The sequence below is a fragment of the Pseudomonas sp. R32 genome (genome assembly GCF_009866705.1).
Classification (GTDB): Bacteria; Pseudomonadota; Gammaproteobacteria; order Pseudomonadales; family Pseudomonadaceae; genus Aquipseudomonas; species Aquipseudomonas donghuensis.
Map to the genome: position 1 here is coordinate 5,578,959 of NZ_CP019396.1, position 17,583 is coordinate 5,596,541.

The window sequence follows — 17,583 nt, forward strand, 5'->3', positions numbered from 1 at the left end:
CGTCACTGACGCCAGGCCCGCCGCAAGCGGGCCAGGGCATCGGCAATAGCGGCTTCGCCCACGGCGGCGAAGCCCAGTACCAGCCCCGCGCGCTCATCCATAGGGACCGTCGAATCTGGCAGCCAGTAATCGCTCAGGGCATTGAGCTCAACGCCTACCGCTTCAGCACGGGCGATCAACTCCTGCTCGCGGGCATAGCTGTCGATATCGACTTTCACGTGCAATCCTGCTGCGACGTCCGGCATGGCGCCAACGCCGGGAACGTCCATGGGCCACCCAGCCTTTAACGCATTGCGTCGACTCAGTGCGGCCCTGCGCATGCGCCGAATATGCCGCTGAAAATGCCCCTGGGCCATGAACTGCGCCATCACCGCCTGAGTACCCACCTCCGAGTGCCGCACGGCCAGCGCCCGACAGCGGGAAAAGGCTTGTACCAGCTGCTTTGGCAGCACCAGGTAGCCCAGGCGTAGCGCCGGAAAGGCGATTTTGCCGAAGGTGCCGACATACAACACCCGCCCGCTACGATCCAGTGCCGCCAAAGGCGCCAGCGGGTCGCCGCTGTAGCGGTACTCGCCATCGTAGTCGTCTTCAATGATCCAGCCGTCCTTGCGCTCGGCCCAGGCCAGCAATTCCAGGCGCCGGGCCAAGCTCATGGTGACGCCGGTCGGGTACTGGTGAGACGGCGTCACGTAGCTGAGGCGGCAATGCTCCACGGCATTGAGCGCCGCGCAGTCGAGCCCTTCGTGGTCCACCGCCACTCCTTGTACCGTTGCCCCGGTCAATGCGAAGGCGTTGCCAGCGGCGCGGTAGCCGGGGTTTTCCACAGCCACTACTTCGCCAGGCTCCAGCAACAGCTGTGCACAAAGACTAATGGCCTGCTGCGCGCCACTGGTGATCACAATTTGTTCAGCCGCACACGAAAGCCCACGAGATCGACGTAAATAGGTCGCGATCAGCTCGCGAAGTTGCGGCTCGCCAGCCGGGTCGCCATAACCCAGCGCAGCAGGATCGGGATTACGCCAGAAACCCGCCTGAAGCTTGGCCCAGACGTCGAACGGGAACAGGTCGAACGCCGGCAAACCGACACGAAAAGCCCGCGGCGGACCGCTTTTAGGCGCCGGTAGATGGTTGTTTTCCAGACGGTGCATTGGACCACTGTGGATAACTTTACTGGATGAATCCTCAGTATTTTCCGCTGTTTTTGTGGATAACCCTGTGGAAAAACCCAGGGATAACCCTGTGGATACTTTTGTGGATAGTTTTGGCAGGTGGCTGACATAGGTGCCATCGCCCACCCGGCTTTCGATATAGCCCTCGGCATACAGCTGGTCATAGGCGCGCACTACGCTGTTGCGCGACAGCGCTAGCACCTGCGCCATGTCGCGGGTCGCCGGCAAGCGCGTGCCGCTGCTCAAGCGACCGTCCAGCACCCGCAGGCGCAGGGCATGGTAGAGCTGGCGGCTAAGGCCCTGACGGCGATCCAGGACGATGCCCGTCGGGTCGAACGGCAAAGTGAAAGGACGCTCGCTCATGACATTGGACCTATGAAATTAGCTTGAAATGGCTCTTACCTTAGTCCAATAGCCTGCCTAGGATTGAGCCATTCGCCAAGGACAATTCATATGTTCACACCTTCGAGCCACAAGGAAACCGATCTCGACCGCCTGCATCAGCAGATCGAACAAACGCGCCTCGCCGTGCTGGTCACCCACGGCGAGCAGGGTCTGCAGGCCAGCCACCTCCCCCTGTTACTGGATCGCAGCCAGGGCAGCAACGGCACCCTGTACGGCCACTTCGCCCGGGCCAACAAGCAATGGCAGGAGCTGGCCAACGGCGCCGAGGTGCTGGTGGTGTTTGCCGGGCCGGATGCGTATGTCAGCGCGGGTTACTACCCCAGCAAGATCGACGACCCGCGCACGGTACCGACCTGGAACTACGTGACGGTGCACGCCTGGGGCAAGGCCGAGGTGTATCACGACGCCGAGCGCCTGCTGGCTATCGTCAGGCGCCTGAGTGATCAGCATGAACAAAGCCAGGCCAAGCCCTGGTCGGTGGAAGAAGCACCGGCCGACTACATGGCCGGCATGCTCAAGGCGATCGTCGGCTTCGCCCTGCCCATCGAGCGCCTGCAAGGCACACGCAAACTTAGCCAGAACCGTTCGGCCATCGATATCGAAGGCGTGCGCAAAGGCCTGGCCAACAGTACCGATCCCCTGGACAACCAACTGGCCGCCCTGATGGGCCAACCTTGAAGGAGCATGCCTATGGCTAGCGTAACCATCCGCCCCGTCACTGCCGCCGATCACAGTGCCTGGCTGCCACTGTGGCAGGCTTATCAGCGCTTTTACCAAACACGCATCGCCGACGAAGTCAGCGCCGTGGCCTGGGAGCGCATGCTCAACCCCAGCGAGCCAACCAATGCCGCGCTGGCCTGGGTCGACGGCAAGGCGCTGGGCATGGTCCACTGGATCTATCACCGCTCCAACTGGAGCATCGAGAATTCCTGCTACCTGCAAGACCTGTACGTGCAAAGTGAGCAGCGTGGCCTGGGTATCGGCCGCCAATTGATCGAATATGTCTACGCTACGGCAAAGTCGGCAGGTTGCGCCAAGGTGCACTGGCTGACCCACGAAACCAATGCCACGGCTATCAGCCTGTACGAGCAAGTCGCCGAGCGGCCCGGCTTCATTCAGTTCCGCAAACCGCTGTAAGCCAGAGGAGCCACCCATGAACAGCCCATTGCACTGGCATCCGGCCAAGCGCCCGCAACCTTCGACATTGACCGGGCGCTTCGTACGCCTGGAAAAACTCGACCCCAAGCGCGACACCGAAGACCTCTGGGAAGTGTTCCAGGGCCCCCAGGCCGATAACAAACTGTGGGATTACCTGGCTTACGGTCCGTTCAGCGAACGCGAGGATTTCGATCACTGGCTCGACATCAACGCCGCCAGCAGCGACCCGCTGTTCTACAGCGTCATTGACCTGGCCAGCGGCCAGACCCAGGGCATCCTCAGCTTGATGTCGATCGTGCCCGAACAGGGCCGCATCGAAATTGGCCACATCGCCTTCGGCGCTGCCATGCAACGCACGCCCAAGGGTACCGAAGCCATCTACCTGCTCGGCAAGCTGGCGTTCGCGCTGGGCAACCGCCGCCTGGAATGGAAGTGCAACAACGACAACGCCCGCTCCAAGCGCGCTGCACTGCGCTTTGGCTTCACCTTCGAAGGGGTGTTTCGCAAGCATATGGTGATCAAGGACCGTAACCGCGACACAGCGTGGTTCTCGATTACCGATGATGAATGGCCGGCGATTGCGGCGGGGTTTGAGCGCTGGTTGGCGGAAGATAACCAACGCCCTGAAGGGCAGGTGCGAACACTGCAAGCGTGTCGGTAGGTGCGTGCAAAAAAAAGGGGAGCATACGCCCCCCAGAGGTTAACCGCTTGTAGATGAGGGCCTGAACATCAGCCCTCGATCTCGATCAGGATCTCGCCCGGGTTGACCCGGTCGCCCTTGGCCACGTGAATGGCGGTGACCTTGCCGGCAATTGCCGCCTGCACTTCGGTCTCCATCTTCATTGCCTCGGTAATCAGCACTGGCTGGCCGGCCTTGACCATGTCGCCTTCCTTGACCAGCACATCAACGATGTTGCCCGGCATGGTGGTACTGACATGGCCCGGCGCACTGGCCTGTTTGCGCTTGCTGCTGCCACCGCCGACGAACTCGTTGAGCGGCTCGAACACCACTTCTTCCGGCATGCCGTCGATGGACAGGTAGAAGTGGCGCTTGCCTTCGGCCTTGACGCCAACACCGGTGATATCCACCCGGTAGGTTTCACCGTGCACGTCAATGACGAACTCGGTCGGTACGCCTTCGCCGCCGGCCGAAGCCACGGCACCGGCTTCCGGAATCGGCAGCAACACTTCAGGGGTCAGGGTGCCGGCCTCACGCTCTTCGAGGAACTTGCGCCCGATGTCCGGGAACATGGCGTAGGTCAGTACGTCTTCTTCCGACTTGGCCAGGGCGCCAATGTCATTGCGCAGCTTGGTCATTTCTGGCTTGAGCAGGTCAGCCGGACGCACATCGATGACTTCTTCGCTACCGATGGCCTGGCGCCGCAGTTGTTCGTCGACCACACCCGGGGCCTTGCCGTAGCCGCCTTGCAGGTACAGCTTCACCTCGTTGGTGATGGTCTTGTAGCGCTCGCCAGCAAGTACGTTGAAGAACGCCTGGGTGCCGACGATCTGCGAGGTCGGGGTCACCAGCGGCGGGAAGCCGAGGTCTTCACGCACCCGCGGGATCTCCGCCAGCACTTCATTCATGCGGTTGAGCGCGCCCTGCTCCTTGAGCTGGTTGGCCAGGTTGGAAATCATCCCGCCCGGTACCTGATTGACTTGCACGCGGGTATCGACAGCGGTGAACTCGCTTTCGAACTGGTGGTATTTCTTGCGCACGGCATAGAAGTACAGGCCGATTTCCTGCAGCAGTTCCAGGCTCAGGCCAGTGTCGAACTCGCTGCCCTTGAGGGCCGCGACCATCGACTCGGTGCCCGGGTGGCTGGTGCCCCAGGCAAAGCTGGAGATGGCGGTGTCGATATGATCGGCGCCGTTCTCGATAGCTTTGAGCTGGCACATGGCAGCCAGGCCGGCGGTGTCGTGGGAGTGGACGAACACCGGCAGCGACTGCTCGGCCTTCAGTGCCTTGACCAGCTCGCCGGTGGCGTACGGGGTCAGCAGGCCGGCCATGTCCTTGATTGCCACCGAGTCGCAACCCATGGCTTCCATCTGCTTGGCCTGGGCGACGAAGGCTTCGATGGTGTGCACGGGGCTGGTGGTGTAGGCGATGGTGCCCTGGGCATGTTTGCCGGCGGCCTTGACCGCTTCGATGGCGACACGCAGGTTACGCACGTCGTTCATGGCGTCGAAGATGCGGAACACGTCGATGCCGTTAACCGCCGCCTTGGCGACGAAGGCTTTGACCACGTCGTCGCTGTAGTGGCGGTAGCCCAGCAGGTTCTGCCCACGCAGAAGCATCTGCAGGCGGGTGTTGGGCAATGCTGCGCGCAGTTTGCGCAGGCGCTCCCACGGGTCTTCCTTGAGGAAGCGCACGCAGGCATCGAAAGTCGCCCCACCCCAGACTTCCAGCGACCAGTAGCCGACTTTGTCGAGCTTGTCGCAGATCGGCAGCATGTCTTCGGTACGCATGCGGGTGGCCAGCAGGGACTGGTGGGCGTCGCGCAGGATTGTGTCGGTAACAAAGATCTTCTTGGACATTCTTATCTCCTCATAGCGGCAAGCTTTAAGCTACAAGCCGCAAGAAAAAGCCGATCCGCTTCTACTTGCAGCTTGCCGCTTGCAGCTTGCGGCTGCATTCATAGGCCTGCGTGGGCGGCGATGGCGGCAGCGATGGCCAGGGCCAGCTCTTCGGGTTTGCGCTTGATCGAGTAGTTGGTCAGTTCCGGATGGCTTTCAACGAAGCTGGTATTGAACTGACCGCTGCGAAATTCCGGGTTGCGCAGGATTTCCTGGTAATAGGCGGCGGTGGTCTTCACCCCTTGCACGCGCATGTCGTCCAGGGCCCGCAGGCCGCGGTCCATGGCTTCTTCCCAGGTCAGCGCCCAGACCACCAGTTTCAGACACATGGAGTCATAGAACGGTGGAATGGTGTAGCCGGTGTAGATCGCCGTGTCGGTACGCACGCCCGGGCCGCCGGGTGCGTAGTAACGGGTGATCTTGCCGAAGCTGGGCAGGAAGTTGTTTTTCGGGTCTTCGGCATTGATCCGGAACTGCAAAGCAAAGCCGCGGTGCTGGATGTCTTCCTGCTTGACCGACAGCGGCAGGCCGGAAGCGATGCGGATCTGCTCGCGGACGATGTCGATGCCGGTGATTTCTTCGGTGATAGTGTGCTCCACCTGCACCCGGGTATTCATCTCCATGAAGTACACCTCGCCATCGGCGAGCAGGAACTCCACGGTACCGGCGTTCTCGTAACCCACGGCCTTGGCCGCGCGCACCGACAGGTCACCGATGTAGGCGCGCTGCTCGGGGGTCAGTTGCGGGCTTGGGGCGATTTCGATGAGCTTCTGGTTGCGCCGCTGGATCGAGCAGTCGCGCTCGAACAGGTGCACGACGTTGCCGAAGCTGTCACCAAGGATCTGCGCCTCGATGTGCTTGGGATTGACGATGCATTTTTCCAGGAACACTTCCGCCGAACCGAAAGCCTTGGTTGCCTCGGAGATCACCCGCGGGAACGCTTGCTCCAGCTCTTCACGGCTGTTGCAGCGACGAATACCGCGGCCGCCACCACCGGAAGTGGCCTTGAGCATCACCGGATAACCGATGCGGTCGCCTTCGAGCAGCGCTTCATGGATGTCGGCGACGTTGCCCTCGGTGCCCGGGGTGACCGGTACACCGGCCTTGATCATGCTGCGGCGGGCTTCGGTCTTGTCACCCATGCGGCGAATGACTTCAGCCGAAGGGCCGATGAATTTGATCCCACGTTCGGCGCAGATGTCCGCAAGTTCAGCGTTCTCAGACAGAAAACCATAACCGGGATGCAGCGCATCACAACCGGTTTCCACGGCCAGGTTCACCAGCTTGCGCGGGTTCAGGTAGCCGGCCAGGGGCTCGGCACCAATGCTGTGGGCCTCATCGGCACGTTTGACGTGCAAGGCATGGCGGTCGGCGTCTGAGTAGATCGCCACGGAACGGATGCCCATCTCGGCGCAGGCACGCACGATTCGAACAGCAATTTCACCGCGGTTGGCGATCAGGATCTTTTTTATCACTGGAGTATTCCCAAGGCCGCTAGAACAATCGAGCCGGCGTCGCCGGTCGGCGCGTGACCAATCGTCGCTGGCCAGTCGCATCTTTACCCTAGCGCTGTCTCTTGATAAACAAAAATCAATATTTATTAGGGTGTGCATAAGCAAAAGCTTATAGTGCTGTTACAAGGTTTTGCCGGGGCTTGAGAGAAATGCGTAAGTCATTGATGCGTATGACATTGCGTCAACTTCAGATCTTCAATGAGGTCTGTGATTTGCGTTCCTATAGCCGGGCCGCCGAGGAGATGAACCTGACGCAACCCGCCGTTAGTCTACAGATCCGCCAACTCGAAGAACTGGTCGGCCAGCCGCTGTTCGAGTACGTCGGCAAAAAGCTCTACCTGACCGACGCCGCCGAGGCATTGCAGCGCGCCAGCCGCGACATCTTCGGGCGCCTGGAGAGCCTCGACATGCAGCTCTCGGACATGCAGGGCTCGCTGCAAGGGCAACTGAAGCTGGCGGTCGAGTCCAGTGCCAAATACTTCGTCCCGCACCTGTTCGCCGCCTTCAAGCGCTTGCACCCTGAGGTCAATCTTACCCTCACGGTAGTGAACCGGGCCCAGGCCATCCGTCGCCTCTCGGACAACCGCGATGACCTGATCATCATGTCCATGGTGCCTCAGGACATGGGCCTGGAGTTCCTGCCATTCCTGAACAATCCAATTGTAGCCGTGGCGCCGCCCGATCACCCACTGTGCAAGCTCGACAGCCTGCGCCTGCAGGACCTTGAGCCGCACACCCTGCTGGTGCGCGAACAGGGCTCGGGGACGCGCAAGGCTTGCGAAGAGTACTTCAAGGAAAAGCGTGTGCACTTCACCCAGACGCTGGAGGTGGCCTCGGCCGATGCCCAGCGCGAATGCGTGATCGCAGGCCTGGGCATTGCCCTGCTGACCCGCCACGCGCTGAACCTGGAACTGGCCACTGGCGTGCTGCGCGAGCTGCCGGTCGAAGAGCTGCCACTGTACCGCAGTTGGTGTGTGGTGCAGTCCAAGGCCAAGCGGCAGTCGCCGGTGGCCCTGGCCTTTTTAGCGTTCATTCGTAGCGAACGTGCGCAGATCAGCGGGCTTGTTGAGCGTTTCTCGGGGATTCTGCCGCCGATACCTGCCACACGCTGAGGGTCTGCAGGTCGGCGTAGTCGGTGATTTCCTGCAGCAGGCGGCGCTGCTCGGAGTAGCTTTCGATCGCGCGGCGAAACTCCATGCGACGCTGATCTTTTTCCTGCTGCTTGCGGGATTTGGCGTTGGGTTGGTACGAGCCATCGAATTCACGAGCCATTGCATATCTCCCTTTTCGAGTGCGGGAGCTTCAGCCTGACGACGCGGCATTACGATTTGGCGGCGAGCCAATGACAAATCAATGAACCTGTAGGAGCGGGCTTGCCCGCTCCTACAGGCCTCAGTCGTCCATCGCCTTGATCGACTTGGGCGACAAACGCAGGCTGCGCAAGCTGCGCTTGACACTCTTGAGGTGGTTGACCAGGCTCGGCCCGCGGGCCATGGCAACACCCATGGCCAGCACGTCGATCACCACCAGGTGGGCGATACGCGAGGTCAGGGGGGTGTAGATCTCGGTGTCTTCGTGCACGTCGATGGCCAGGTTGACGGTCGACAGCTCGGCAAGCGGCGTCTGGCTCGGGCACAGGGTGATCAGCGTGGCGCCGCTTTCGCGCACCAGGTTGGCGGTGATCAGCAGGTCCTTGGAGCGCCCCGACTGGGAGATGCAGATCGCCACATCGCCAGGCTTGAGGGTAACCGCCGACATCGCCTGCATGTGCGGGTCGGAGTAAGCCGCCGCCGTCAGCAACAGGCGGAAGAACTTGTGCTGGGCATCGGCCGCCACCGCACCCGAGGCACCAAAACCATAGAACTCGACGCGCTGGGCCTGGGCCATGGCCGTGACCGCGCGTTGCAAGGCCTGCGGGTCGAGGTGCTCGCGCACCTCCATCAGCGTATGCAAGGTGGTGTCGAAGATCTTCAGGCTGTAGTCGGCAACCGAGTCGTCCTCATGAATCGCGAACTGGCCGAAACTCGCCCCCGCCGCCAAGCTCTGGGCCAGCTTGAGCTTGAGGTCCTGAAAGCCGGAACAACCGATCGCACGGCAAAAGCGCACGATAGTCGGCTCGCTGATACCAACGCTGTGGGCAAGGTCGGCCATGGAGCTATGCATGACGGCCGCTGGATCAAGCAGCACGTGATCGGCAACCTTTAGTTCCGATTTGCGTAGCAGATGGCGCGACTGGGCGATGTGTTGCAACAGATTCAAGGGCAGGACTCGGTTATGATCGACTGACCGGGTTGTAGCTTTCTTGTAGTTATACTACATGACCGGCGACCCGCCCAGCTAAACGAACTAGGAGAGTGGTGGTATTGACTATCCCTTGCGACATCATGGTGTTCGGCGGCACCGGTGACCTGGCCCTGCACAAACTGCTTCCGGCGCTCTACCACCTGTATCGCGAGGCTCGCCTGCACCCGGCCGTACGCATCATTGCCCTGGCCCGCAGCAATCTGCCGCGCAATGAATTCCTCAAGCTCGCCGAACGCCGCTGCCGGGCGCAGATTGCCCGCGCCGACTTCGATGAAGATGTCTGGGCGCGCTTCTCTGCACGGCTGGACTACTTCCCCATGGACGCCTCGCAAAGCGCCGATTTCGTCCGCCTGGCGCGCTTTCTCGGTGAAGCGGGCGGCCTGACCCGGATCTACTACCTGGCCACCGCACCCAATCTGTTCGTGCCGATAGCCAACCACCTGAAAGTCGCAGGCCTGGCCGATCACGACGCGCGTATCGTGCTGGAAAAGCCCATTGGCCACTCGCTGGAATCGGCCACGGCAATCAACCAGGCCTTTGGCGCCGTTTTCGCTGAATCGCAGGTGTTTCGCATCGACCACTACCTGGGCAAGGAGACGGTGCAGAACCTCATGGCCCTGCGCTTTGCCAATGCCCTGCTCGAACCGGTATGGCGCAACAACCAGGTCGATCATGTGCAGATCAGCGTCTGCGAAACCCTCGGCGTAGAAAATCGCGGCGCCTACTACGACCGTGCCGGCGCCACCCGCGACATGCTGCAAAACCACCTGTTGCAACTGCTCTGCCTGGTGGCCATGGAACCGCCAGCGCAGTTCGAGGCCGAGGCGGTGCGTGACGAAAAAGTAAAGATTCTCAAGGCCCTGCAACCGATCACCGGCCAGGATGTACAAGACAAGACCGTGCGCGGCCAATACAGCGCCGGCAAGATCGGCGGCCAGGAAGTACCGGCCTACTATTTCGAGAAAGACGTCGACAACGACAGCGATACCGAGACGTTCGTCGCCGTAGAAGCGCATATCAATAACTGGCGCTGGGCCGGCGTACCGTTCTATTTGCGCACCGGCAAGCGCCTGGCCAAGCGCTCGTCGCAGATCGTCATCCAGTTCAAACCCGTGCCGCACCGCCTGTTTGAGGGCGACCAGGCCAACCAGTTGCTGATCCAGCTACAACCCGATGAGCGTATCAGCCTGCAGATGATGACCAAGACCCCCGGCAAGGGCATGCGCCTGGAGCCGGTGGAACTGAACCTCAACCTGGCCCAGGTCTTCGGCCTGACCCGTCGCTGGGACGCCTATGAGCGCCTGTTGCTGGATGTGCTCGAAGGCGATTCGACGCTGTTCATGCGCCGTGACGAAGTCGAGGCTGCCTGGGCCTGGGTCGACCCGATCCTCACCGGCTGGCAGGAGCACTTCCAGGCGCCGCGCCCCTACCACGCCGGCTCCAACGGCCCGGATCAGGCCCACAGCCTGCTGGCGCACCAGGGCCGCGCCTGGCACCTCTAGAAGCTGTAGTGACTGGCCAGTAGCTCGGCCAGCTCCTGCGCCGGTACCGGCCGGCTGATCAGGTAACCCTGCACTTCATTGCAGCCTTGCTTGCGCAAAAACTCCAGCTGTTCATGGGTCTCGACGCCCTCCGCGACCACCTGAAGGTCGAGGCTCTGGGCCATGGCGATGATTGCCCGGGTGATCGCGGCATCTTCACTGCCTTCGCTCAGGCCGCGGATAAAGGCCTGATCGATCTTCACGTAATCCACCGGGAAGCGCTTGAGGTAGCTGAGCGATGAGTAGCCCGTGCCAAAGTCATCGATGGCCAGCTTCACTCCCAGTTCGTGCAACTGGCGGAAGGTGGCGATGATGTGCTCAACGCTATCGAGCAACTGGCTCTCGGTCAGTTCCAGCTCCAGCAGATGCGGCGCCAGGCCACTTTCATCGAGCACCTGGCGCACCAGGCTGACCAGCTTGCCGTGGCGCAACTGATAGACCGACAGGTTCACCGATACACGGATCGGCGCAAGCCCCATGCGCTGCCACTCGCAGGCCTGCCAACAGGCCTGGCGCAGAACGAATTCGCCCATCGGCGCAATCAGGCCGGTTTCTTCGGCCAGGCCGATAAAGTCCGACGGCGGTACCATGCCCCACTGCGGATGCTGCCAGCGCACCAGCGCCTCGGCAGCATGCAGACGGCCAGTGGCCAGGCACAGCTTGGGCTGGTAGTAGACCTGTAGCTGACGCTCCTCGATGGCCTTGCGCAGGTGGTTTTCCAGCTGCAGGCGCTGCAGGGTACTGGCCTGCAGGCTCTCGGTGTAGAACTGGAAATTGTCGCCGCCCAGGTGCTTGGCGTGCTGCATGGCGGTGTTGGCCTGGCTGACCAGTACCGTGACATCCCGCGAGGTATCGGCCAGCAGGCTGATGCCTACCGAGGCGCTGATCACCAGCTCGTGGCCATCGACCCGCAGCGGTACGCGCAGCTTGTCCAGCAAGCGGCTGGCCACACGCACCAGGCTCGACAGGTTGCTGTAGGCATCGAACAGCACGGCAAACTCGTCGCCGGACAGGCGCGCCACCGTATCGGCCTCGGGCATGGCATTGCTGATGCGCTGGGCCATTTGCTTGAGCAACTGGTCGGCAACTTCGTGGCCAAGGCTGTCATTGAGCAGCTTGAAGCGGTCCAGGTCGATGTGCAGCAAGGCCAGGCCGCGCCCGCTCTGGCGCAGGCGCTCGCCGGCCTCATGCAGGCGCAGGCGGAACAGGGCGCGGTTGGCCAGGCCCGTCAGCTCGTCGTAGTGAGCCAGGTACCGCAGGCGCTCCTCGGACTCGCGGCGCGCCGACAGGTCGGTAAAGAAGCCGACGATGCTGGTCAGATTGCCCCGTGCATCGCGCACGCCATTGAGCTGCAGCCACTGTGGATAAAGCTCGCCGTTCTTGCGCGCCTCGACCAGTTCCCCCTGCCAGTTGCCCTGCTGCTCCAGTGCCAGCTCAATGGCCTGAGAGTGGCGACGGGCGTCGCGACTGCAGGGCAGTTCCAGTAACCGGCCCTGAAGCAATTCTTCGCGGTTGTAGCCGGTAACCCGGCAGAAGGCCTGATTGACCGCCAGCAACACATAATCAGGGTCGAGAATCACGATGCCTTCGCTGGCCGCCTCAAATACGGTGGCGGCCATGCGCTGCTGTTCTTCCTGGGCTTTTTGCGCACTGATATCCCGGCGGGTGCCAAGCATGCGCAGCACCCGCCCGCTGGCACTGCGCTCCACTGCCCGGCCTCGGTCCTCGATCCAGCACCAGTGGCCCTGGCGGTGACGCACCCGGTAGTCGATGCGGTAATCCTCGCTGCGGCCCTTGAGGTGTTCGACCAGGGTGCGCTTGAGCAGCGGCACGTCATCGGGATGCAGGCGTGGCTTGAGGTGCGCGAGCATTTCCTGAACCTGGTCAGGCTCCAGGCCAAACAACTCGCGCAACTGGGTATGGTGGATCTCGTCGGTTTCCAGGTTCCAGTCCCACAGCCCCAGTTCGCTGGCCTCCAGGGCCAGGGCCAGACGCTGTTCGCTCTTGCTCAGGGCCTGGTTGGCAGCATCCAGCTCCTGGCTGCGCTGGGCGACGCGCGACTCCAGGCCTACTTGCGCCTCGCGCAGTTGCTCCTCGATCAGCCGACGCTGCTCGACCTCCTCGGCCAATGCCTGGTTAAGTCGTTCGCTGCGGCTTTGTGCCGTTTGCAGGTGCTCGATCAGCTCCTGATTCTGAAAGCGCCGCAACAGCCCACGCTCGATCAGCCGGTTGACCTGCCAGGCCACCACTGACAAGGCGAGCAATAAAATCAGGCCAAGCCAGCCCCAGCCACGCTGCTGCTCATCGCCATTGCAGAACAGGAAGGCAATCGGCGGCAGCAAGCACGGCAAGGTAAAACTAAGGAAGGCCGGCAGGCTGACGGCATAGGCGACGCTGGCCGATAGCGTTGCCGCCCCCAGCAGGCCGAATACCCAGGCCTGCTGGACGAAGTTATCCACCGGCACCAGGGCGATCGCCGCGCTGGCCAGGGTCAGGCCACTGAAGGCCGAACCGAACAGGAACATTCGCCACCAGCTTGGCTGGGCCTGTCGAGCGGGCATGGCGGCATCGAAGGCGGCGACCTGGATCACCCGCAAGGCCACCAACGCCGTCAGCCAGACAATCCATATACTGACCAATAGGTAGCGCGCCGGGCTCCACAGCAACCAGGCACAGACCAGACCATTGAGCAGCATGAACAGGGTCGGCAGCAATGAGCCCTGATACAGCAGGCGGGTGCGCTCGACGGCCAGTTGGGTTGCGAAGTGCTTGCGAATACTCCGGCGCGCTTCGGAAGGGGCGCTCATGGAGTCGGAACCAAGAGTCATAGGCAGTGTTCTTGTAATGGTTAGCCTTAAACGTGCACGGAGCATACACAAGCAAGCTCTCGGGCCAAACTGCTCTGGATCATAATTATTTCATTGCGTTTCCCGACGGCAGGCGCTCAAGCACGCAGGCCTTGGGCTGCAGCCGATGACCAGCCAGTCGTCAGCGGCAAGTTTTTCTACTGTATATTTGCCCAAGGGTCGTCTGCGCCCCTAAAATGGCCGGATGCGCGATGATCTCTCTCTCCTGTTGAACTCTCTCAACGACGCCCAACGCCAGGCTGTAGCTGCGCCGGTCGGTCGTCAGTTGGTCCTGGCCGGTGCCGGCTCCGGCAAGACCCGTGTGCTGGTGCACCGCATCGCCTGGTTGATCCAGGTCGTGCAGGCCTCGCCGCACTCGATCCTGTCGGTGACCTTCACCAACAAGGCCGCTGCCGAGATGCGCCAGCGTATCGAACAGCTGATGGGCATCAACCCGGCCGGCATGTGGGTAGGCACCTTCCACGGCCTGGCGCACCGCCTGTTGCGCGCGCACTGGCAAGAGGCAGGGCTGAACCAGAACTTCCAGATCCTCGACAGCGACGACCAGCAGCGCCTGGTCAAGCGGGTGATCCGCGAGCTGGGCCTGGATGAACAACGCTGGCCAGCGCGCCAGGCACAATGGTTCATCAACGGGCAGAAAGACGAAGGCCTGCGCCCGCAACACATCCAGGCCAGTGGCGACCTGTTCCTGGGCACCATGCGCAGCATCTATGAAGCCTACGAGACCGCCTGCCAGCGCGCCGGCGTCATCGACTTCTCCGAGCTGCTGCTGCGCGCCCTGGACCTGTGGCGTGACCACCCTGGCCTGCTCGAGCACTACCAGCGGCGCTTCCGTCATGTGCTGGTCGACGAATTCCAGGATACCAACGCCGTGCAGTACGCCTGGCTGCGGCTGCTGGCCAAGGGCGGTGACAGCCTGATGGTGGTCGGCGACGACGACCAGTCGATTTATGGCTGGCGTGGCGCCAAGATCGAGAACATCCATCAGTACACTGCCGACTTCCCTGACGCCGAGCTGATCCGCCTGGAGCAGAACTACCGCTCCACCGCCGGTATCCTCAAGGCGGCCAACGCCCTGATCGCCAACAACAGCGGGCGCCTGGGCAAAGAGCTGTGGACCGACGGTGGCGATGGCGAACCGCTGAGCCTGTACGCCGCCTTCAACGAGCACGACGAAGCCCGCTACGTGGTCGAGAGCATCGAAAGCGCGCTCAAGACCGGCCTGGCCCGCAGCGATATTGCCATCCTGTATCGCTCCAACGCCCAGTCGCGGGTGCTTGAAGAAGCACTGCTGCGCGAACGCATTCCTTACCGCATCTATGGCGGCCAGCGCTTCTTCGAGCGTGCCGAGATCAAGAACGCCATGGCCTACCTGCGCCTGCTTGAAGGCCGCGGCAACGACGCCGCCCTTGAGCGGGTGATCAACGTGCCGCCGCGCGGCATCGGTGAGAAGACCGTCGAAGCGATTCGCGAACACGCCCGCCACGCCCAGGTCTCGATGTGGGAGTCGATGAGCCTGCTGATCGCCAACAAGGCGCTCAAGGGCCGCGCTGCCAGCGCCCTGGGCGCGTTCATGGAAATGATCGAGAACCTCGCCGCCAAGGTCATGGAAATGCCCCTGCACCTGATGACCCAGACGGTCATCGAGCAGTCCGGGCTGATCGTCTATCACCAGGAAGAAAAAGGCGAAAAAGGCCAGGCCCGGGTAGAGAACCTTGAGGAACTGGTCAGCGCCGCGCGCAACTTCGAAAACAGCGAAGAAGACGCCGAACTGTCGCCATTGGCGGCCTTCCTCGGCCACGCCTCGCTGGAAGCCGGCGACGCCCAGGCCGACGAGCACGAAGACAGCATCCAGCTGATGACCCTGCACAGTGCCAAGGGCCTGGAATTCCCTCACGTATTCCTGGTCGGCATGGAAGAAGGCCTGTTCCCGCACAAGATGAGCCTGGAAGAACCCGGCCGCCTTGAAGAGGAGCGCCGCCTGGCCTACGTCGGCATCACCCGCGCCATGCAGCAACTGGTGATGACCTATGCCGAGACTCGCCGGCTGTATGGCAGCGAGACCTACAACAAGGTCTCGCGCTTCGTACGCGAAATTCCGGCAGGCCTGGTTCAGGAAGTGCGCCTGTCCAACAGCGTCAGCCGCCCGTTCAGCTCCGGCCAGCAGCAGAACTCGAGCAGCCTGTTTGCCAACGCCAACATTCCGCAGACCGCCTTCAACCTGGGTCAGCGTGTGCAACATGCGGTGTTCGGCGAAGGGGTGATCCTCAACTTCGAGGGTTCCGGCGCCCAGGCCCGGGTCCAGGTCAACTTCGCCGAAGGCAGCAAGTGGCTGATGCTTGGCTACGCCAAGCTCGAGGCCCTGTAACGCAGAAAATCCTGCAGGAGCGGGCTTGCCCCGCGATGCAATGTGACTTGCAAGCCGCAAATCGCGGGGCAAGCCCGCTCCTACAGCGTATACAGACAATTCAGGCAAAAGCTGGAAACATTATGGCGCTGGTCATGTGTCCTACAACCTGTGCACCATGACGCGCGTGCAATCCACAAAACGGGAATACCCTTCTATGCAACGTTTTCTTAGCATCGCTTTGGCGCTGTGCATCGGCCTGACGATGAGTCTCGACGCCAACGCCAAACGATTCGGCGGCGGCAAGAGCTCGGGCGCCGCGCCGACCCACCAGACCCGTCAGGCGGCCCCGACGACTCCGGCTGCCTCGCCAACCGCGCCAGGTCGCGCACCTGCCGCCGCCAGTGGTGCTTCGCGCTGGCTTGGCCCTCTGGCCGGCCTCGCCGCCGGTGGCCTGCTGGCCTCCATGTTCATGGGCGACGGCTTCCAGGGCATGCAGATCTTCGACATCCTGATCATGGCGCTGATCGCCTTCCTGGTGTTCCGCTTCATCGCCGCCCGTCGCCGCAAGCAGCAGCCGCAAATGGCCGCCGCCGGCCACGCGCCATTCCAGCGCGAAGTTCACCAGCAGCCAGCCCAGCCGTCGATCTTCGGTGGTTCCGCTGCGCCTGCCGCCGCTGCCCGCCCGGTGATCAATGCACCGGCCTGGTTCAACGAACAGAGCTTCCTGGCCGCTGCCCGCAACCACTTCCAGTCGCTGCAGCAGCACTGGGATGCCAATGAAATGGACAAGATCGCCGAATTCGTCACCCCTCAGATGCTGCAGTTCCTCAAGCAGGAGCGCGCTGATCTGGGTGATGGCTTCCAGTCCACCTACATTGACGACCTGAACGTGCAGCTCGAAGGTGTCGACGACCGCGCAGACAAGACCATCGCCACCCTGACCTTCAGCGGCGTGTCGAAAACCTCGCGCTTTGACCAGGGCGAACCGTTCAGCGAAAGCTGGAACATGGAACGCGCCCAAGGCGAAAACCAGCCTTGGCTGGTTGCCGGGATCCGCCAGAACGGCTGATATTGAGGCATTGCACAAAAAACCCCGGGCTTGTCCCGGGGTTTTGCTTTTAGCGCAGCGGGCTACTAGGGTATAACGCGCAGCGTGTCGTAAAGGTTAGAGGATAGAACCGTGGAAGAAGTCATCGAACAGCTCCGAGAAGCCAATGAACCGGTACCGGTGCCGCTGGAGTTGCCGGACGAAGACCAGCTGGTCGAAATCGAAGAAGAGTTGTTTATCAACATTCCGTTCGTGTTCAAGGAGTTCCTGCTGACAGTCAGCGACGTGGTCTACGGTAGCCTCGAGCCGGTCACTGTCACCGACCCGCAGTCGCATACCTACTTGCCGGACGTGGCGGCCAATGCCTGGGATGCCGGCGTGCCGCGCGACCTGATCCCGATCTGCCAGGACGGCGACGACTACTACTGCGTCGAAGAAGATGGCACCGTGGTGCTGTGGTCCGGTGAAGAAGAGATCGTTACCGAAGACAGCTGGGAGTCGGTCTGGCACTGGGCCCGAGACGTCTGGCTGGAAAGCTGAATGAGAAATAACCACACAAAGTAATGGCTCTTGGCTATTAATGTTCGTAGAATCGCCACGCCTTCCTGCGCGTGGCGCTTCGCTACCGCTCCATCCCCTCGGACATTCGA

14 protein-coding genes are annotated in these 17,583 nt (G+C 62.0%); 8 read left to right on the forward strand and 6 right to left on the reverse strand.

Annotated features, from left to right (window positions below):
* Positions 1-2: 2 nt before the first annotated feature.
* Positions 3-1,532: a MocR-like pyridoxine biosynthesis transcription factor PdxR gene (pdxR, locus tag PspR32_RS25825; protein ID WP_010222797.1), complete on the reverse strand. Its 1,530-nt coding sequence runs from the start codon at positions 1,530-1,532 to the stop codon at positions 3-5.
* 90 nt (positions 1,533-1,622) lie between these two features.
* Here pdxR and PspR32_RS25830 point away from each other — a divergent pair, with 90 nt between their 5' ends.
* Genes PspR32_RS25830 through PspR32_RS25840 form a run of 3 tightly spaced genes read left to right on the forward strand, consistent with a single transcriptional unit; the run spans position 1,623 to position 3,393 of the window.
* Entirely contained in the window at positions 1,623-2,252 is a 630-nt protein-coding gene (locus PspR32_RS25830) for an FMN-binding negative transcriptional regulator (RefSeq protein WP_010222796.1), read from the forward strand.
* A 12-nt stretch (positions 2,253-2,264) separates the two neighbouring features.
* Entirely contained in the window at positions 2,265-2,711 is a 447-nt protein-coding gene (locus tag PspR32_RS25835) for a GNAT family N-acetyltransferase (protein ID WP_159389338.1), read from the forward strand.
* 16 nt (positions 2,712-2,727) lie between these two features.
* Positions 2,728-3,393, forward strand: coding sequence for a GNAT family N-acetyltransferase (locus PspR32_RS25840; RefSeq protein WP_010222794.1), 666 nt, complete (start codon positions 2,728-2,730; stop codon positions 3,391-3,393).
* Positions 3,394-3,461: 68 nt separating this feature from the next.
* On the opposite strand, the gene oadA is transcribed toward PspR32_RS25840, so the two are convergent.
* Positions 3,462-5,270, reverse strand: a complete 1,809-nt coding sequence (oadA, locus tag PspR32_RS25845) for a sodium-extruding oxaloacetate decarboxylase subunit alpha (RefSeq protein ID WP_010222793.1) — start codon at positions 5,268-5,270, stop codon at positions 3,462-3,464.
* A gap of 98 nt (positions 5,271-5,368) precedes the next feature.
* Complete coding sequence (locus PspR32_RS25850) at positions 5,369-6,784, reverse strand: acetyl-CoA carboxylase biotin carboxylase subunit (RefSeq protein ID WP_010222792.1); 1,416 nt, start codon at positions 6,782-6,784, stop codon at positions 5,369-5,371.
* Positions 6,785-6,987: 203 nt separating this feature from the next.
* On the opposite strand from PspR32_RS25850, the gene PspR32_RS25855 reads away from it, so the two are divergent.
* On the forward strand, positions 6,988-7,935 hold the full coding sequence (locus PspR32_RS25855) for a LysR family transcriptional regulator (RefSeq protein WP_162471128.1): 948 nt from the start codon (positions 6,988-6,990) through the stop codon (positions 7,933-7,935).
* Here PspR32_RS25855 and PspR32_RS25860 read toward each other — a convergent pair.
* Positions 7,877-8,095, reverse strand: a complete 219-nt coding sequence (locus PspR32_RS25860; protein WP_026001293.1) for a PA3496 family putative envelope integrity protein — start codon at positions 8,093-8,095, stop codon at positions 7,877-7,879. The genes PspR32_RS25855 and PspR32_RS25860 overlap by 59 nt on opposite strands.
* Before the next feature lie 120 nt (positions 8,096-8,215).
* Positions 8,216-9,082 (reverse strand): transcriptional regulator HexR, encoded by an 867-nt coding sequence (hexR, locus tag PspR32_RS25865; RefSeq protein ID WP_010222789.1) that lies wholly within the window; start codon positions 9,080-9,082, stop codon positions 8,216-8,218.
* A gap of 104 nt (positions 9,083-9,186) precedes the next feature.
* Here hexR and zwf point away from each other — a divergent pair, with 104 nt between their 5' ends.
* Positions 9,187-10,629: a glucose-6-phosphate dehydrogenase gene (gene zwf / locus PspR32_RS25870; protein ID WP_159389339.1), complete on the forward strand. Its 1,443-nt coding sequence runs from the start codon at positions 9,187-9,189 to the stop codon at positions 10,627-10,629.
* On the opposite strand, the gene PspR32_RS25875 is transcribed toward zwf, so the two are convergent.
* The gene (locus tag PspR32_RS25875; protein ID WP_010222787.1) at positions 10,626-13,496 is read right to left on the reverse strand and encodes an EAL domain-containing protein; all 2,871 of its coding nucleotides are present in this window, start codon (positions 13,494-13,496) and stop codon (positions 10,626-10,628) included. The two genes, zwf and PspR32_RS25875, sit on opposite strands and share 4 nt — an antisense overlap.
* Positions 13,497-13,719: 223 nt before the next feature.
* On the opposite strand from PspR32_RS25875, the gene uvrD reads away from it, so the two are divergent.
* From uvrD to PspR32_RS25890, 3 genes are all read left to right on the forward strand, one after another.
* Entirely contained in the window at positions 13,720-15,903 is a 2,184-nt protein-coding gene (gene uvrD, locus PspR32_RS25880; RefSeq protein WP_010222786.1) for a DNA helicase II, read from the forward strand.
* A 196-nt stretch (positions 15,904-16,099) separates the two neighbouring features.
* Positions 16,100-16,954 carry a TIM44-like domain-containing protein gene (locus tag PspR32_RS25885; protein ID WP_010222785.1) on the forward strand — a complete coding sequence of 285 codons (855 nt, stop codon included), beginning with the start codon at positions 16,100-16,102 and terminating at the stop codon, positions 16,952-16,954.
* Between the two features lie 111 nt (positions 16,955-17,065).
* Positions 17,066-17,473 (forward strand): SMI1/KNR4 family protein, encoded by a 408-nt coding sequence (locus PspR32_RS25890; protein WP_010222784.1) that lies wholly within the window; start codon positions 17,066-17,068, stop codon positions 17,471-17,473.
* Positions 17,474-17,583 lie beyond the last annotated feature (110 nt).

What these genes read in the sequence shown, in the direction of transcription:
- PspR32_RS25840 (WP_010222794.1), top strand. Translation starts at nt 2,728, where the DNA reads ATGAACAGCCCATTGCACTGGCATCCGGCCAAGCGCCCGCAACCTTCG.
- PspR32_RS25830 (WP_010222796.1), top strand. Translation starts at nt 1,623, where the DNA reads ATGTTCACACCTTCGAGCCACAAGGAAACCGATCTCGACCGCCTGCAT.
- PspR32_RS25875 (WP_010222787.1), bottom strand. Translation starts at nt 13,496, where the DNA reads ATGACTCTTGGTTCCGACTCCATGAGCGCCCCTTCCGAAGCGCGCCGG.
- uvrD (WP_010222786.1), top strand. Translation starts at nt 13,720, where the DNA reads ATGCGCGATGATCTCTCTCTCCTGTTGAACTCTCTCAACGACGCCCAA.
- pdxR (WP_010222797.1), bottom strand. Translation starts at nt 1,532, where the DNA reads ATGAGCGAGCGTCCTTTCACTTTGCCGTTCGACCCGACGGGCATCGTC.
- PspR32_RS25860 (WP_026001293.1), bottom strand. Translation starts at nt 8,095, where the DNA reads ATGGCTCGTGAATTCGATGGCTCGTACCAACCCAACGCCAAATCCCGC.
- PspR32_RS25885 (WP_010222785.1), top strand. Translation starts at nt 16,100, where the DNA reads ATGCAACGTTTTCTTAGCATCGCTTTGGCGCTGTGCATCGGCCTGACG.
- PspR32_RS25855 (WP_162471128.1), top strand. Translation starts at nt 6,988, where the DNA reads ATGCGTATGACATTGCGTCAACTTCAGATCTTCAATGAGGTCTGTGAT.
- oadA (WP_010222793.1), bottom strand. Translation starts at nt 5,270, where the DNA reads ATGTCCAAGAAGATCTTTGTTACCGACACAATCCTGCGCGACGCCCAC.
- PspR32_RS25835 (WP_159389338.1), top strand. Translation starts at nt 2,265, where the DNA reads ATGGCTAGCGTAACCATCCGCCCCGTCACTGCCGCCGATCACAGTGCC.